Genomic DNA, 17,058 nt, shown 5'->3' with positions numbered 1-17,058 from the left:
AAAAAATCCCCTCAGCATTCATGGTAGGCTGCCTGCCAGCCTGCCGTTATGAGTACTAAAGGGTGAATGAATAATTACGAGACCCAAATTTCGTACACGAAATCTTTAATGAACCTCAGTTTCTCCAACTGCTGTTCTTCCGTTTGGGCGAGTAAGAAAGGTATCCATCATGCTGCTGTTATAAGTAACTCTAATAAACTATAGCCAGCTATAGTATGAAGCTATCCCATCAAAATCAGGTGGCAATCGCTTCATGCAGCGCCTCGACATAAGCTGCGGCAAGCTTGGACAGGGTCGCGTTTTTATGGCTGATCCATCCGACGTTGATCGTCTCATCGCAGGCGAGCGGAACCGGAATAATCTCGTTCCCGTTCAGGTCGGCGCTCAGCACCCCGGTCGAAATGGTATACCCGTTCAGACCGATCAGCAGATTGAACAGGGTTGCACGGTCATTGACCCGGATGCTTTTTTTGTGAGACAGCGTGCTGAGGATTTCCTCCGAGAAGTGGAACGAATTGTATTCCCCCTGCTCGAAGGATAAATACGGATAATTCTGAAGCTCGTCAATGGTCACGATCGACTGCTTGGCCAGCGGATTTTTGATGCTGATAAAAATATGCGGCCTCGCCGTAAACAAGCTGGTAAACTGAAGCCCTGCATCCTTCAGCAGCTTGTTGATCACCTTGGCATTGAATTCGTTCAGGTAGAGAATGCCGATCTCGCTGCGCAGGGTTTTGACGTCCTGAATGATTTCGTAGGTCTTCGTTTCTCTCAGCGCCAATTCGTACTCATCCTGCCCGTATTCCTGGACCAGCTTCACGAAGGCATTGACCGCAAAGGCGTAGTGCTGCGTGGATACCGAAAAATGCTGCGGGGAAGGCTTTGCGTTCAGATAACGCCCTTCCAGAAGCTCTGCCTGCTCCACCACCTGCCGCGCATAGCCGAGGAACTCCGCGCCTTCTTTGGACAAGGATATTCCTTTGTTCGTCCGCTCGAATATCGTAATGCGAAGCTCTTCCTCCAGATCCTTGATCGCGTTGGACAGGCTGGGCTGGGAAATGAATAATCGTTTGGCCGCCTCGTTCATGGAACCACGGTTGGCAACTTCGATGGCATACTTTAATTGTTGTAAGGTCAAAGTGATTCCCCCTTTTTATACTTTCAAGGATAACATTCGCACGTTAAATTTTACTGCTATCATGGCTCCAGGGAAGGATTACCGTAAATTCCGTCCCCTTGCCAAGCTCGCTTTGTACTTGGATGTATCCACCGTGAGCCGCTGCAATCTGTTTAGCAATCGAAAGCCCCAGACCAGAGCCTCCTGTCGACCTGCCTCTTCCGCTATCCACCCGGTAGAATCGGTCGAACACATGAGGAAGCGCATCAGCAGGTATGCCCGTGCCCGTGTCCGTTATGCTTATCGCAATCTGCCCGGACAGGTCCCTCGCATCGATTCGAACCGAAATGTTTCCACCTTCCGGCGTATGCCGCAGCGCATTGGTCAACAAGTTAAGTAATACCTGCTTCAGCCGTTTCGGATCGACCAGAACCCATGCCGAATCCCGATATTCTGGCCCCTTTAACGTAACCCCGCAAGCATCCGCCTCCGGCTGTATGAGCTCCATGAGATTGCCCAATAGCAAGTTCAGATCGGTCTTCTCTTTATATAAGACTAACTCCCCCGCTTCCGCCGTATTCAGAAGATGAAGCTCATCCACCAAATGCACCAGACGCAGCACTTCGTCGTGAAGGGGAAGCAAAACTTCCGGCTTCACATCGGTTGGGGACTGCTGAATCAAATCCAGCTTAGATTGAACGATGGATAGCGGCGTCCTTAATTCATGCGCTATATCTTCGACAAGTCTTTTTCGAAGGTCCATGGCCTCTCGTAATTGGTGCGTCATGGAATTGAACGCCTCCCCAACCTGACCATACTCGTCCTTTCGCTTGATCGGCACTTCCGTTGTCAAGTCTCCATCGGCCACTTTTCGCATGACCGCGATCAGTTTATGGAGCGGATGAATAATTAGACCTGAAAGCCAGTAACCCAAAACGACCACAGCGCATGCAACAAACAACGTCACCATAAGAGCTTTCATCTTCATTTCGCCAAGCACATATTTACTTAATCCCTCGAGATGCTCCCCTCCGAGGCCACCCCCGCTTCCCTCGGGAGCATACCGGGCAAACAGGCTTCCCAAGTAGCCTTGCGTTGTGCCGATATACGCGGCCGTTACAAGCATAACCAGGACGCCCATCGCCAAGAATATTTTGCCGCGCACCGTCATCTCGGCTCACCGAATCGATATCCAAACCCATACACCGTTTGAATGTATTTCATATGGTCAGGATCAGGTTCAAGCTTCTTGCGCAGTTTACTGACATGAGAGTCCAAGGTGCGTTCATAATTCATGAAATCATCATCCATAGCTGCCTTCATAAGCTGCAATCGACTGAACACAACCCCCGGCCTGTTGGCCAGCGTCAGCAAGATCTTGAACTCGGTCGGAGTCAGCGGGATGAGCTCCCCGTTTCGCGTAACCTGGCATTTGGTTTCCGATATCAACAGATCTCCGCGCTGCAAAGGCGACGCCTCAACCTGGATTGGAGCCGTTCGTCTGAGAACCGAGCGAATGCGGGAGGTCAGCTCCCGCAAACTGAAGGGTTTGGTTATGTAGTCATCCGCACCAAGCTCCAGGCCAATAATTTTGTCCGTTTCCTCTGATTTCGCCGTCACCATGATGATTCCACAAGCACTGGATTGCCTCAGCTCCTTGCACACTTCGATTCCGCTCTTTCCAGGCAGCATCCAATCCAGCACCACAAGCGCGGGCTGCTCTCTTCGGGCGCACTCAAGCGCATCTTGACCATTGGTTACGGCAAGAATCCGGAACCCTTCGCCCTCTAAATAAAGCTTCATCGTTTCCAGCATCGCCACTTCGTCTTCCACAAGCAACAGCGTCGTTTCCATTGCGATAACCTCTCACTTTTTAGAACCATTATAACCCGTTTCCAGCATAAGAAGTGATCCTACACAGAATGAAAAGATCATCTCCAACAGTTCTACACATTTGATCTGTACACTGAATGCAAAACAAATGTAAAGGGGCGTACACAATGGTGAGAAGCTGGCTAATGTTTGACTACGTATTAACATTTCTAATTTTTTTTATATGGTGGATCGTCTATTACAGAGCAAAAAAGACATGCCTGCCGCAACCGAAGGAAGACCTGCATAAGCATCTAAACAAACTTCGCTTCTGGTTGTGGCCCGCCAAAATCATGACAGGGCTTAAATTCGCTGCGGGTGCGGTGCTGTGGAATGCCGATTGGGCGTTTGTCGAAGACAAGGTGTTCATCCAGTGGCCGCTCTATGCGCTCTCGATTTCCGCAGTCATTTTCTTCTCGCTGCCCGTATTAACGAGTCGCAAATTATCGGAGCTTCATGCAAAGTTAAACGACGGTTCAAGCGGATACCTGAACAACCGCATCCTTGCGGCGCCTTTTTCGGCAGCGTTCTACGCAGCAGCATGCTCCTGCTTATACATGTTGTTTCTCTCGCAATCTCCACTCCGATTCAGCAGTTTTATAACCGTCTGGATTGCATTCGGTATCCTGATGGGCATGGCGTGGGTTTCCTGCAGAAGACAATTCAAGGAATGGCAGCATTCATTGAACATGGATCACCGTGTAACCTACAAGCAGAGACTTATCCGATTCTCATGGAAGTGCCTGCTCGTCATTGCCATCACCTCCATAATGGTTACCGCCGGCTTGATCTCGTCCCGGCTGCCGGACCGAATGAGTATGATGGACCATCGTCATGACAGCAACGGAAGACCTGGGAACCATAGCCATCATGGAAATCACGCGGAAGCATCGAGCATTTCTGCAGAGAATATTAAATCGATTAGTGTAGCCAGCTTGCGCGGACCGCAGACCTCAAAGCCTGACCGCACATTCGAATTAAGCGCACAGAAAAAGCTGCTCACCTTGCCCTCAGGCGAAACCGAAGAGGTATGGGCTTTTAACGGCCTCGTTCCCGGTCCGGAACTCCGTATTCAGGAAGGCGAGCTGGTCGAGGTTACCCTGGTCAATATCGATGTGGAGGATGGCGTTACGATCCATTGGCATGGACTAAATGTTCCGAACGGAGAAGATGGCGTGGCAGGATTAACGCAGAATGCCGTCATGCCAGGAGAACGGTTTATCTACCGGTTCATCGCGGAACAGACGGGCACATACTGGTATCATTCCCATCAGCAATCCTCGGTGCAGGTTGCCAAAGGGCTGTATGGCACGCTTGTCATCGAACCGGATGACGCTACCGTTTTGGAAGAAGTCGATTTAACCGTGATGGCTCATCCGAAAGGAACGAGCAATGGAACAACGCTCACCTTAGGAGCCACGGGAAAGCTCCAGCGGCAGACCGTAATGCCGGGCAAAACCGTGAGGTTAAGATTAATCAATGCACATAACATGCCTAAAATGTTTTATTTATCGGGAGCATCCTTTAAAGTAACCTCCATTGACGGCGTGGATCTCAACGGTCCCGAGTGGATACAAAATCAAAAGCTGCTGCTGGCTGCCGGCGGACGCTACGATATTTCCTTTGCCATGCCGGATCATGCGGTATCGTTGACGCATACTGCCGATGCGATCAACGAACGGAGCGAAGCGATTGTTATGGCCGGCAATGATCGGGACCTGCCGCTTCCTGGCCGGGAGGGCCCGGTATTCAATCCGGCCAAGTACGGCACGCCGTCCTCGGTTCCTTTTGACGCCGATACCGTCTATGACCGTAACTTTACGCTTGTGCTCGACAACCGCGTGGGCTTCTATAACGGCACGATGACCAATGTGCAGACCATCAACGGTTATGTCTTTCCGAATACGCCGTCTCTCATGGTACGTGAAGGGGATATCGTAAAAATGAAGTTTGTGAATCGGGGCTTCATGGATCATCCGATGCATCTGCATGGTCACCATATTCTCGTCTTGAAGCGTAATGGAGAACCCGTCGTAGGAAGTCCCTGGTGGACGGATACGCTGAATGTAGCGCCAGGCGAGACGTATGAAGCTGCGTTTGAAGCCGACAACCCGGGACTTTGGATGGGTCACTGCCACAATTTGGAACATGCCGCGGCCGGGATGTCGATGCATCTCATGTATGAGGGGGTTTACACGCCTTACGAAATCGGGAGTGCCACCGTAAATAAACACGAATGAACAAAAAACAAGCGCCGATCACCAGGCTTCCGGAGCCAGCGGTAATCGAGCGCTTGTTTGCAATTGTTAATACTAGCTAAGCCTCTAAATATTCACCTTATACCCTAAAGCCAGTTCATCCCCGGGAAGCCCACGGATTCCCCAGTTGTGCTGCGGCGTTTCGAAAATCGTAATCTCCACGTCCTGGGAAGAAACATGCAGCGTATGCTGAATCCGCTCGAACAACAATCGAATCAGCTGTTTCTTAGCCTCCACCGTCCGGCCTTCAAATATGCTGATCTCGATCACCGTGTAACGATCCGTTCTCCCGTCAGGGAAGTAGAAATCCTCCCGACTCATAGGAAAAAAACGATGAAATTTCTTATCCGCCGGAAGTTCAAATGCGTCTACCACGCACGAATGTATCACTTCCGACAGCTGCTCCTTCACCGGGTTCAGCCGCTCCCGGACGCCGTAAATTTTGATCTGTGCCATGCTCTGCTCATCTCCTCTAATCTCATCTAAACTAAAGGCTATGTCACCTTGTCGTTATATTCGTTTCAGGCAGTAAATAATCCTTCCTGCCCCGTCCCTATTCCCCCGTCTGGAACTGCTTCTTTGCCCACTCGACATAGGACGGATGGCTTCGGATCAATTCTTCATGCGTGCCGCTTCCCGTAATATGACCTTTCTCAAGCACAATAATCTGGTCCGCCTCGACGACGGTCGATAACCGATGGGCAATGACCACGGTCGTTCGTTCCACCATCAGATTGTTCAGCGCCTTCTGCACTTCGTGCTCGGAGTCGCTGTCCAGGCTTGCCGTCGCTTCATCCAGCAGCAGGATGTCCGGCTTCCGCAGCAAAGCCCTTGCAATCGCCACCCGTTGGCGCTGACCTCCGGATAACTGGATGCCCCGCTCGCCAACCTCCGTGTCGTACCCTCTCGGCAAGGCCTCGATAAACCCTTCCGCGTACGCGAGCCGCGCTGCTTCCGCAATCTCCTCGTCGGAGACCGTCTCCTCTCGCCCATAGACGATATTGTCCCGAATCGTTCCGGTCATGAGCGGGCTGTCCTGGGACACATATCCGAGCTTTCGCCGCCAGGACTCCAGCGTATAATCGCGGATTGCTTCCGAACCGAAGCAAATCTCCCCGCCGGATGGCGCATAGAAACGCTCGATCAAGGAAAAAACCGTGGTTTTGCCGCTGCCGCTGGGCCCGACCAGGGCAGTGACCTTCTTGGCTGGAATGGAAAAGGTTACGTCGGACAGAATGGTTTCACCTTCATGGTAAGCAAACGTAACCTTTTTGAATTCAACGTCCCGATGACCTTCCGGTGCCGGCCGCACCGCACGATGATCGCTCTCCGGTTCGAATTCAAGGATAAGCCGCAATCTCTCGGTTGCCGCCATCACCTTCTGGAGCTGGGAGTAAAACGTGGCGAACTGGCTGAAAGGAAACATGATTTGGAAGAGCAGCAGGATAAACGATACCAGCTCGCCGGCGCTGAGCGCACCGGAAGAAACGCGAACGCCGCCGTATCCGATGATGACCACCAGCAGAACGACCATGACCATCGACATCAACGGAATCAGAACCGAGTTAATCTTGGCTTCCTTCATGCCGAAACGGTACAGGCTGTCCATATCCTCATACCCGCTTTTCTCCTCCCTCCGCTCTGCATTGGAGGCTTTCACCAGCCTGATCTCGCCGATCACCTGGGTCAGCATGGCGGACAGCTGGGCCAGCTGTCCATACATGCTGATGGAGATTTTGTACATTTTTCCGCCGATGGGCATCAAAATGCCGAACCCGACCGGAACGGCAATCAGGATGATGAGGGTCATCCGCCAATCCAGGTAAAACAGGATCGCAACAGCCCCCAAAACGGTCAGCAGATTCGAGCAAAAAGCGATCAGATGATCCGTGATCAGCGTCTTTACTTCATTCGTATCGTTGGTCACACGGCTCATCGTCTCGGCCGAGCGATGCTTGTCGAAGAACGGAACCGGCAGGGCCAGCACCTTCGTCCAGAGCCGTTTCCGAATTTTGTTCACCGTCTGGTTCCCGACATAGGCAAGCATATAATACGAAAGACCGCTGGCCACGGCTTCCAGCAGGAAGAGGACGGCCAGAAAGCCGACCATGCGAATATTAAACGCATCTGCTGCGAAATTATCGATGAGCTGGCCGGTGATGAGCGGGACGATAAGTCCCGTCACCGCCCCGACCAAACTTAATACGATCGCCAGAAAGAGCACCAGCTTCGGAATGCCCAAAGAACGCAGCAGCTTGATAAAATATCGAACCGTGGTTTTTGTTACCTTGCCTTTCTCATCTACGGTTTGCTCCATTCCAACTTCCTCCCTTCTCGTTCAACCCGTCACATATAGATTTCTTTGATAAAGCGGCCTGTAAACGAGGCTTCCACTGCAGCCACTTCTTCGGGTGTTCCTGTCGCCACCAGCGATCCGCCGGCTGCTCCCCCGCCAGGCCCGATATCGATGATCCAATCGGAATTCCAGATCAGGTCCAGATTGTGCTCAACCAACATCACGGTGTTCCCCGCATCCACCAAACGGTTTAACAGGACGAGAAGCTGCCGGACATCGCCCGGGTGAAGTCCGGTCGAGGGTTCGTCCAGCAAATAGAGCGTGTGCTTTTTCGTTTTTTTACTCAGTTCCTTTGCTAATTTGATCCGCTGTCCCTCGCCGCCCGAAAGGGTGCTCACCGATTGTCCCCACTTCAAATATCCAAGTCCGACATCGCAGAGCAGCCGGGTCAATTCCATGATCTTTGGCTTCACTTCCAGCAGGGCAAGACTTTCCTCAATCGTCATATCCAGAATATCGGAAATGGTGTAACCGTTAAAAGTCACCCGGAGAACCTCTTCCTTGAAGCGCTTGCCCTTGCAGTCCGGGCAGCGTACTTCCAGCTCCGGCAGAAAGTGCATATGCACGGACACGACGCCAAGGCCTTGGCATGTCTCACAGCGCCCGCCTTGCGTATTAAAAGAGAAGTGCTTGGCCGTCAGTTGATTCTGTTTAGCTTCCGGCAAGCTGGCGTACCAGTTTCTGATATGAGTGTAAACATCCGTATAGGTAGCAATGTTAGAGCGCTGCATTCGGGATACCGGCGATTGGTCAACCTTGATCAGCTGTCCCACCGATTCCCAGCCCGTGATGGCTTTGCAGCCGATTGGAGTTGATTGATCGCTTCCGGATTCCGCCAGAAGATCAAATAAAAGCGTGGATTTACCAGATCCCGATACGCCAGTCACCGATATGAGACAGCCTAGCGGGAAAGAGGTCGTAATATGTTTCAGATTTCTCAGATGTGCATCCTTGATCGTCAGCAGGCTGCCGTTTCCGGTCCTGCGCCGACTCGGAGCCGCCAGCATCGTGGGATCCCGGAAATACGATCCGGTCACGGACTCGGGATTCCCTATCAATTCCTCCAGCGTTCCTTGACCGACGACCGTGCCGCCCATCGTTCCCGCACCCGGTCCGATATCAATGATATGATCGGCGGCCCGCATCACTTCTTCGTCATGCTCGATGACAAGCACCGTGTTGCCGAGATCCCTCAGTTGCTTCAGAACCTGGATAAGTCCCCTGGTATCTTTGGGATGCAGACCCGTCGTCGGTTCGTCCAAAATGTACAGCACGCCCGTGAGGCCGGAGCCCAGAATCGATGCGAGCCGAAGCCTCTGAGCTTCCCCGCCCGACATCGTGACGACCTGCCTCTCCATGGACATGTAACCCAGCCCGACATCCATGATGCGCTTTAGTCTCACGACGGAATCATAAATGAGCGGTTCCACGATCGTTAATTGGTCCGCCTTCAGCTTCTTCAGCAGCGCCTCCATCCAATTCAGCGCTTCCCCGATCGACCATGCGTTAACTTCGTTAATGGAAACGCCGTCAATCCGGACGCGGCGGCTGTCCTCCTTCAGCTTCGTTCCGTGGCAATCCGGGCAGACATGCTCATGAAACAGGGACGCTTCCCCGGACTCGCTCCCCTTCTCCCGGTACCTTCTCCATATTCCGGTGACTACGCCCTCGTACTTGCCTTGTCCTACGGACTTCGGCGGCTTCACGTCAGGAAAGTGCCGGCTGAACGGCTCACTCTCCACGCCATAATACAGGAGATCGCGCTGAACGTCGCCATAATCCCGAAGCGGCATAAACTCATCGAACACAAACCCGTAATACTTGGCTGCTGCTTTCAGAATGCTGATGTTATAATCGGTGAGAGCGCTGTACCATATTGCCACCCCGCCGTCTCTTAGGCTCAAATCAAGCTGGAACACGGCTTCCATGTTCAGGCTGACCGTTTGACCGAGTCCGCTGCACGTTTCGCATGCGCCTTCCGGCTTGTTAAAGGAAAAATGCGACATCGTCAATTTGTCGAGACCATGACCGCATCGCCTACAATGAACCGTCTCGTGGGAATCGCTGATTTCTTCCTCGTCAGAAGGACCGTGATAGGCTTCTCCGTCCACACTCGGTATCACCTTGTCGCCGCAGGAAGGACAGCTTCGTTCCCCCAGCTTGGCAAACAGAATCCGGAGCAGCGTATAGATATCCGTCACCGTTCCGATGGTAGATCTCGGGTTCCGGTTCGTAATGTGCTGACCCACGCTGATCGACGGGGAGAGCCCTTCAATCGAATCCACCTTCGGCTTGCTGACCGTGTCCGACACCATGCCCATGGATTCCATGTACTGCCGCTGACATTCCCGCTGCAGCGTATCCATGGCCAGCGTAGACTTGCCCGAGCCGGACGGACCTGTCATGACGACCAGTTTGTATTTGGGAATCTCAAGCGAAACATTTTTCAGATTGTTCTCCCTGGCACCGCGAATCTTAATCGTTCCTTCCATCTTCCCTACCTCCTTCATTTTACAAACCCATCTTACAACATTGATGCAAGTACAAAATTTCAAACCTGCGAAGGTTGCTCCACCACTGTTTTCAACGGCGAAAGCCGTCACGGAGCTTTAAGGTTTATGTACAATGTTTGAAGCCCTGTTGGTTGTCTGTGCACCGCAATTGACTTTATAATAGGCTATGAATATCTACGCTACGTATCGTGTTTTCAGAGGAGAGGTACCCATGCCGAAAAAAATCGCACCCGAATTTTATTTTATTGGCAACCATCCCGTGCTGGATTTCGTGAATACCAAGATCGCTGTCAACGCTCAGCCGCTGGATTTGCTGGATACTTTCGATTCTTTAATGGATTGGATGGTGAAGGCGAACCTGCTGTCGGAGGCGGAACGCAACCTGCGCAAGGCGGTATATAACGGCAACGAGGAGGAAGCCCGGATCGTGGAGTCCGCCAGATTGCTCCGCGACCACATCTTTCACCTGATTCAGCCGGGCAGTGCGAACGAGAGTTCAACCGAAGCAAGCCTGCAGTTCATCAACGGGCTGCTGAAGGAGCAAATCATGCGCACCGTGCTCGTGGCCGAAGGCAGCGCGTACAGCCGCAAAAGCCGGATGCTTTTTCGGAAGCCGCTGGACCTGCTGAGCCCGATCGCCGCATCTGCCGTTGATTTTTTAACTACCCATGACTTGAAGCTGGTGAAAAACTGCGAAAATCCGGCGTGCGTGCTTCGCTTTTACGACAATAGCAAAAACGGCACAAGGCGCTGGTGCAGCCCCAAAACATGCGGAAACCGCATGAAGGTCGCTGCTTATCTGGAGCGTCAGAAACAACAAACGAAGGAATCTTAGATAAACCGTCTAAGATTCCTTTTTTTAATACCCAAAATAAAACTTTACAGGTTAATATTCGGAATATATAATACCCTTAAATGATTTATGATGGTTAATAAAAAGGAGGTAAGTGTTCTACAAGTAAATGACGACCAGTCAAAAGGATCTACATAGCAATCGCTTCATAAAAAAATCGCAGGTATTCAAGGAGGCGTTTATCCAATGGAACATAAAATCCAGTATCATACGGCTAAAATCAACGGTTTGGACATTTTTTACCGTGAAGCAGGAGCTCCCGGCTCGCCTGTCGTATTACTGCTGCATGGTTTTCCGACTTCCAGCCATATGTATCGTCAATTGATTCCGTCCCTTGCCGATCGGTATCATGTGATCGCACCTGATTATCCGGGATTTGGTTACAGCAGCGCGCCAGACCATGATCAGTTCCGGTACAGCTTTGACCATTTCAGTCAGTTCATCGAAGAATTGCTGGCACAATTAAATATCCAGACCTTCTATATGTACTTGATGGACTATGGTGCACCCGTCGGGTTCCGGATCGCGGCGCGACATCCCGAGCGGATCCGAGGCCTGATCATTCAGAACGGGAACGCCTACGATGAGGGACTCGAAGAATTCTGGAATCCCATTAAAGCTTACTGGGAAGATCCGGCAAACCCGGATAAACGCGAGGCTCTGCGCTGGCTTACCAGCATCGAGGCAACGAAGTGGCAGTATACGCATGGTCTCGATGACGCCTCCCTCATCAGCCCGGACACCTATACCTTGGATCAAGCGCTGCTCGACCGTCCCGGCAATCAGGAAATTCAACTGGATTTGTTCCTGGATTACGGATCGAATCCTCCCTTGTATCCGGCTTGGCAGCAATATTTCCGCAATGCTCAGCCGCCAACCCTGATTGTGTGGGGGCAAGGCGACCACATCTTCCCTGAGAACGGAGCCCATCCGTATCTGCGTGATTTGCCTCATGCCGAGCTGCATCTTCTAAAGGGTGCCGGTCATTTTGCATTGGAATCCCATGGACCGGAAATCGTTCAATACATTCGGGCATTTTTGGAACGGCAATGATTCTGAGCATGATTCACACCCAAGGTGACAGGTTATTTTTTCATCCGTCTTTTCTCGGAAACGCACTTCATGATACAATCCCCCAATAAGTAAGGATTCAGGCAGATCCGGATGAAGTAGGGGGGGGCATCATGGGCATCCGACCGATTGATATCGCCAAGAAACTCGGGATTACCACAAGTGCGCTCAAGCACTATGAGAAATGGGGAATTGTCCCTCCTGCCGAGCGTGCGCCGAACGGCTACCGGTTATATACCGAGGAGCATGCCGCTTATTTCGAGTGCATCCGCGCCATGTTTCCCGGTTTCGGCGTAGACGTGACGAAGCAAGTCATGAAGAAGCTGCAGGAAAGGGAGCTGGATGATGCGCTCTGGATCGTAAGCGAGGTGCAAGCCCGCCTCCAGCAGGATAAAATCCTTGCGGAGCGGACCATCCGCATTCTGGAAACGGAGCAGCTTGACGCAGTCGATGCCCGAGGCCGCAAGAAAGAGCTGACCATCGGGGAGGTTGCGGCCGAGATCGGCGTTCCCTCCTCGGCCATCCGCCATTGGGAGAAGGAAGGCGTCCTTATTCTGCCGCGGGATCAGGATAACGGCTACCGGAAATTCGATGGTGCCCAAATCCGGCAGATTATGATCATTCGGATTCTCCGCTCAGCCAATTACCCGCTTGAAGTCATCAAGGACGTCCTGCATGAGCTCGAGCATCATCAGGTTCATAACGCCAGACGGGTGTTCAAGGACACGCTGGTGTACCTCAATCACCTCAATCATAACCAGATACGCGGCGTGCACTACTTATATCAATTGTGCCAAGTATTGAAGTTAATGTAATCCGCTATCCATTCGCACATTGGTTATTGCTGTAACAAAAAAACAAACCCGGAGCCTCATCCGGGTTTGTTTGTGTGTATGTGCCGCTTATGGATTAACCTTGATGGAACCGACCGAGGTCGTCAGGGATATTTTCGCCCCGCCGCCGTTGACGTCGCTCTGTCCCCGGCTTGCTCCTGTAATCTGTCCAAGCTCGGTTTCGGTATTCAGCGTATATTTCATGGACGGCGCGAACGCAGCGGTGATGCTGCCTGCCGATGTGTTGGCCGTCAGCGAGCCGTCCAGGTCGATCTGCCCAATATCCAGCTTGATGCTGCCCGCTTCGGATACGATCCTGGAGCTGCCCGTGATTTCCGTTTGGTTGAGTTGAACTTCCCCGGCTCCCAGCTGCAGCTCGAAAGCCCCCTTCAGCTCGTTCACCCTTACCTTCCCGACATCATTCTTGATACGGATATTCTGCAGGGCTTCCGGTGCCTCGATCACATAATCGATCATGAATCCGGAATCGCCGAACTGCTTCTGCGACCAGTCCCACAGGCTAATGCCGGAGTCGTCTCTAGGATGCGTCCTTAATTCCAGCATGCCATCCTGGAGCGCCAAGGAGGTAGCGGCCTGCTCCGTCACCCGGGTGCGAATGTTATCGTTCTTGAAAAAACTTTCGTTGAACCACACGGTTGTTTTCACGTTGACCTCGCTACCGGGTACCGCGATAAGCTCGATATTGCCTACGGCATGGTCGATGACCAATCCCTCGGCCGTGCCGGCTTCCTGAGCCGTCGTCCATTCGAACTCCTTCCCTTCCCGTTTTACTTGATCGCTGATGGCTATCGCCGATTCGCCGGCTAGGTTCCCGATTTGCGCTAATTTATCAAGCTCCCGGTTTACGGCTTCATCGGCATTTTGGGCAGCATCGCATCCGACCAGCACGGCAAATATCAACAGCGACGAAATTTTCACGGCCAGCATGCTCTGTTTTCTCTTCAAATCCTCCACGTCCATTCCTGTTTATGTATATGTCCATTATATCGCGGAGGAAAAAGTTCACACGCTGCCGCGGACCAGTTTCTTCCTGGACCTTAGTCTGGGACGCCCCCTCCGTCTTTTGTATGACGCTGCACGTACGGATCATTCTTCCAATCGCTGTTGCCCATTCAATCATGGTTTTGTAACGGTAGAAATTCGGGGACAAAGCTAAAAAAAAGAAAAGGGAGTTCCGGCAGTAAAAGATCTACTCTTGGAACAACCCTTTTCTCTGAAATCATGCGCGGATCTCATGGCTGGTCTATCCGCAGCACGACCTTTCCCCGGACATGACCGGATTCCACGGCACGATGCGCCTCAGCCGCTTCGCTCAGCGAGAACGTCTGCGACACATGGATTTTCACCTTCCCTTGTTCATACATTTGGACCAGTTCCGCTAATCGATCCTTGGATCGCTGGCTGCGGATCGGACGCACCCCCAATTCTTCTACCAGATCGAAAGCCACGATCGTTCCGATGCGGCTCCGGTCGCCGACAAGCGCCACCGAGGCCCGCAGCGCTTCTTCGCCGGCGGCATCCAGCGCGGCTGTCACTCCCTCGGGGGCGCAAGCCTTGACCCGGTCTACAAGGCCTGGTCCATAAACAACGGGAACGGCGCCCAGCGAACGAAGATAATCATGATTTCGCTCGCTTGCGGTACCGATGACCCGCGCTCCCCAGGCTCGTGCGATCTGGACGGCAAAAGAGCCGACTCCCCCCGCTGCCGCATGAATCAAAACCGTATCCTTATGGCCAACCCCTAGCATCCCAAGTGCCGTATGGGCGGTTTGCCCCGATGCGGTCAAGGCACCCGCTTCCTCCCATGGCATCGAATCGGGTTTCCGTAAAACTTGGTCTGCGCTGACCACGACATATTCAGCGTAGCAGGCGAGTAATGACCAGCCAATGACGCCATCCCCAATTTCAAAGTTCGTCACTCCCTCTCCGACCTGATCAACCGTTCCGGCGAATTCGTTGCCGAGGATTTGCGGCATCCGCAATGTCACCCCAGGCGGCGCCCAGCCGCTTCCCCTGATTCCGCAGTCGGCCGGCTGCACGCCAGCCGCCTTGACGTTAACTCTTATCTGGCCGTTGCCGGCCTGAGGATCTTCGAAGTCCATAACGCGCAAAACTTCCGGCGGTCCAATCGTACTGAACGCAGCGGCTCTCATATCGATCATCCTTTCATGCATCCCTTGATCTTGTTTCTGAGACCATTCTATAATCATCGATAGATAATAAAAAATACAAAATAATCTATGTATATATATACTGGAGTATATAAGCAGGGACGGTGAACCGTAATGGAAATGTTGCAGCTGAAGTATTTTGTTACCGTAGCAAGGCTTGAACATATGACCAAAGCCGCAGAGGAGCTCCATATTGCTCAGCCGGCACTCAGCAAAACCATCTCCAGACTCGAAGAGAATCTCGGGGTTCCGTTATTTGAACGCCAAGGCAGGCAAATCCGCCTCAATCCGTACGGCAGAGCATTTTTGGCGAAAGCCACCGCTGCCCTGCAGCTGCTGGAAGAGGGACGGCGGGAAGTGGAAGATCTTGCGGGGCTGGAGCATGGGCGCATTCATTTGGCCTTGTCCAACATGGAGCAGCTCCGCGAGCCTTTACGCTTGTTTCTGCGCAAACATCCGAAGGTCAACTTTCATATTATCCAGTCCTCGATGGAGGATATGGTTCAGACGATTGAACATAACGAAGTGGACTTCTTTCTGACCTCCATGCCCGTTCGGCATCCGGATATACGCAGCTTGCCATTGCACGTGGAAGAGGTGTTCTTGGCAGTCCCCCCCACCCACCGCTTAGCCGGAAACAATCGCATCCGCTTAAGCGAGGCTGCCGGAGAATCCTTTGTGGGTTATAAAGAGGGCCATCCGTATCAGAAGATGAATAACGAGTTTTGCAAACAAGCCGGTTTTCAACCGAAGGTCGTCTGCGAGGTGGAAGACCCCGGGACCATCGCCGATCTGGTCCGTTCGGAGTTTGGCGTGGCTTTAATCGGGGAATGCAGAAGCAGCGAGGAATTAAAGCTGACGAAGCTCAGCATTCAAGAACCGCTCGCACGCCGGGTATTCCAAATCGCATGGCTGGAATCCAGATACTTGTCCAAGGCCGCGATTTCCTTCCGCGATTACCTCGTCGAATATTACGCGGATCACGGTAAGAGAGACATAACCACGTCGTAAACGACGTGGTTTTTTATGATATCGAAATTTCAAACGCTGCAGCGCCGTTTCACTCTCTGGCTATTCCACTTGGGCACGTTGTCTGTCCGTGCACCTTGGTAGAACATGACCACAATGAACAGTCCCTGCGGTGATACTTCGAGGGTTGACAATATTTGGAGAGTGATTATACTTTTGAGTAAACACTCAGTATTTTGAATTCATCCCTCATGACTATTTAGCATCCATGGAAACCGGAAGCTCCACAAGGAAGATTTGCCTATTTCATTCCAAAGGAGAAAGACATCTGCCTATGCCTACAACAACCCGTCGAAATGCCAAGAAGGAACGGATATTGAACGCCGCTCTGAAGCTGTTCTCCCAGCAGGGATTCCATGCAACGACAACCAAAGAGATTGCGGCCGAAAGCGGCGTGGCCGAAGGGCTGATCTTCTACCACTTTGGAGATAAACGGAAGCTGCTGCTCTTTCTTGTGAACAATTTTTCCTTTGCTGCGCAGCTTCAAGAGGATGCAGGTGAATTGTCGAAGCTTCCTGCGGACGAGGCCCTGTTTCAATACGGCATCGCATATCTCCAGTTCCTCAGGACGAACATGGATTATCTGATGCTCATCTGGTCACCTGAACTCATGAAGGATGCCGAGGTATCAAAAGAGGTTTTGCGGCTGATCGGTGGTCTTGGGACAGCAGGCAGCAGCATGCTCGAACAGGCGGCGGGATCGAGTCGTCAACCGGAACACACGGTTCAGGTTGCCATGATGATGATGACCTCGTCCATCCTGGTCTATGGCATGCTCCATTTCCGTTTCGGAGAGGAAGCGCTCCCGCTCGGGGACGAATCCTATATTCGCGAGCTCGTCCGGCTGCTGCTGCATGGGATGAACGAAGAACCCGGATCATGACGTTTTTTCTCCGTGAAGAACGATGTATAAAAATAGCTGATGGCCGTATAGAACATGCTGCATCGGCTTCTTTTATCCTCT

At 52.2% G+C, this 17,058-nt stretch carries 14 protein-coding genes; 6 read left to right on the top strand and 8 right to left on the bottom strand.

The genetic code is table 11. The features are described from left to right. Window positions 1–235 precede the first annotated feature (235 nt). From RB298_RS18355 to RB298_RS18345, 3 genes are read right to left on the bottom strand one after another with little or no spacing between them, the layout of a single operon-like run. Entirely contained in the window at window positions 236–1,138 is a 903-nt protein-coding gene (locus RB298_RS18355) for a LysR family transcriptional regulator (RefSeq protein ID WP_009593611.1), read from the bottom strand. Window positions 1,139–1,181: 43 nt separating this feature from the next. After that, window positions 1,182–2,288 (bottom strand): HAMP domain-containing sensor histidine kinase, encoded by a 1,107-nt coding sequence (locus tag RB298_RS18350; RefSeq protein WP_486047913.1) that lies wholly within the window; start codon window positions 2,286–2,288, stop codon window positions 1,182–1,184. Further along, window positions 2,285–2,971: a response regulator gene (locus tag RB298_RS18345; protein ID WP_096776104.1), complete on the bottom strand. Its 687-nt coding sequence runs from the start codon at window positions 2,969–2,971 to the stop codon at window positions 2,285–2,287. Before RB298_RS18345 ends, RB298_RS18350 begins: the two co-directional genes overlap by 4 nt. A 146-nt stretch (window positions 2,972–3,117) precedes the next feature. Here RB298_RS18345 and RB298_RS18340 point away from each other — a divergent pair, with 146 nt between their 5' ends. Further along, a complete protein-coding gene (locus RB298_RS18340) occupies window positions 3,118–5,229 on the top strand; it encodes a multicopper oxidase family protein (protein ID WP_486047910.1) in 2,112 nt (703 codons plus the stop codon). Between the two features lie 84 nt (window positions 5,230–5,313). Here the strand turns inward: RB298_RS18340 and RB298_RS18335 are convergent, their stop codons facing one another. The 3 genes from RB298_RS18335 to uvrA all read right to left on the bottom strand — a co-directional run bounded on the left by RB298_RS18335 (window position 5,314) and on the right by uvrA (window position 10,095). Beyond that, a complete protein-coding gene (locus RB298_RS18335) occupies window positions 5,314–5,703 on the bottom strand; it encodes a tautomerase family protein (RefSeq protein ID WP_096776105.1) in 390 nt (129 codons plus the stop codon). 97 nt (window positions 5,704–5,800) lie between these two features. Then, window positions 5,801–7,564 (bottom strand): ABC transporter ATP-binding protein, encoded by a 1,764-nt coding sequence (locus RB298_RS18330; protein WP_486047908.1) that lies wholly within the window; start codon window positions 7,562–7,564, stop codon window positions 5,801–5,803. 29 nt (window positions 7,565–7,593) lie between these two features. Further along, complete coding sequence (gene uvrA / locus RB298_RS18325) at window positions 7,594–10,095, bottom strand: excinuclease ABC subunit UvrA (RefSeq protein ID WP_486047906.1); 2,502 nt, start codon at window positions 10,093–10,095, stop codon at window positions 7,594–7,596. 232 nt (window positions 10,096–10,327) lie between these two features. On the opposite strand from uvrA, the gene RB298_RS18320 reads away from it, so the two are divergent. The 3 genes from RB298_RS18320 to RB298_RS18310 all read left to right on the top strand — a co-directional run bounded on the left by RB298_RS18320 (window position 10,328) and on the right by RB298_RS18310 (window position 12,855). Further along, complete coding sequence (locus tag RB298_RS18320; RefSeq protein WP_375120505.1) at window positions 10,328–10,951, top strand: CGNR zinc finger domain-containing protein; 624 nt, start codon at window positions 10,328–10,330, stop codon at window positions 10,949–10,951. Window positions 10,952–11,155: 204 nt separating this feature from the next. Beyond that, window positions 11,156–12,022 (top strand): alpha/beta fold hydrolase, encoded by an 867-nt coding sequence (locus RB298_RS18315; protein ID WP_486047904.1) that lies wholly within the window; start codon window positions 11,156–11,158, stop codon window positions 12,020–12,022. Window positions 12,023–12,153: 131 nt separating this feature from the next. Continuing rightward, window positions 12,154–12,855 (top strand): MerR family transcriptional regulator, encoded by a 702-nt coding sequence (locus RB298_RS18310; protein ID WP_486047902.1) that lies wholly within the window; start codon window positions 12,154–12,156, stop codon window positions 12,853–12,855. 87 nt (window positions 12,856–12,942) lie between these two features. On the opposite strand, the gene RB298_RS18305 is transcribed toward RB298_RS18310, so the two are convergent. Next, window positions 12,943–13,848 (bottom strand): DUF4097 family beta strand repeat-containing protein, encoded by a 906-nt coding sequence (locus RB298_RS18305; RefSeq protein WP_486047900.1) that lies wholly within the window; start codon window positions 13,846–13,848, stop codon window positions 12,943–12,945. A 278-nt stretch (window positions 13,849–14,126) separates the two neighbouring features. Continuing rightward, a complete protein-coding gene (locus tag RB298_RS18300; protein WP_486048018.1) occupies window positions 14,127–15,047 on the bottom strand; it encodes an NADP-dependent oxidoreductase in 921 nt (306 codons plus the stop codon). Between the two features lie 132 nt (window positions 15,048–15,179). Here RB298_RS18300 and RB298_RS18295 point away from each other — a divergent pair, with 132 nt between their 5' ends. After that, complete coding sequence (locus tag RB298_RS18295; RefSeq protein ID WP_486047899.1) at window positions 15,180–16,076, top strand: LysR family transcriptional regulator; 897 nt, start codon at window positions 15,180–15,182, stop codon at window positions 16,074–16,076. 292 nt (window positions 16,077–16,368) lie between these two features. After that, window positions 16,369–16,977: a TetR/AcrR family transcriptional regulator gene (locus RB298_RS18290; protein WP_486047898.1), complete on the top strand. Its 609-nt coding sequence runs from the start codon at window positions 16,369–16,371 to the stop codon at window positions 16,975–16,977. Window positions 16,978–17,058 lie beyond the last annotated feature (81 nt).

Origin of the sequence: Priestia sp. BR_2 (assembly GCF_041954005.1) — a bacterium.
GTDB classification, from domain to species: Bacteria; Bacillota; Bacilli; order Paenibacillales; family Paenibacillaceae; genus Paenibacillus_AQ; species Paenibacillus_AQ lautus_A.
Note: the sequence above shows the minus strand (reverse complement) of the source record. Positions and strands in the feature narration are given on the sequence as shown.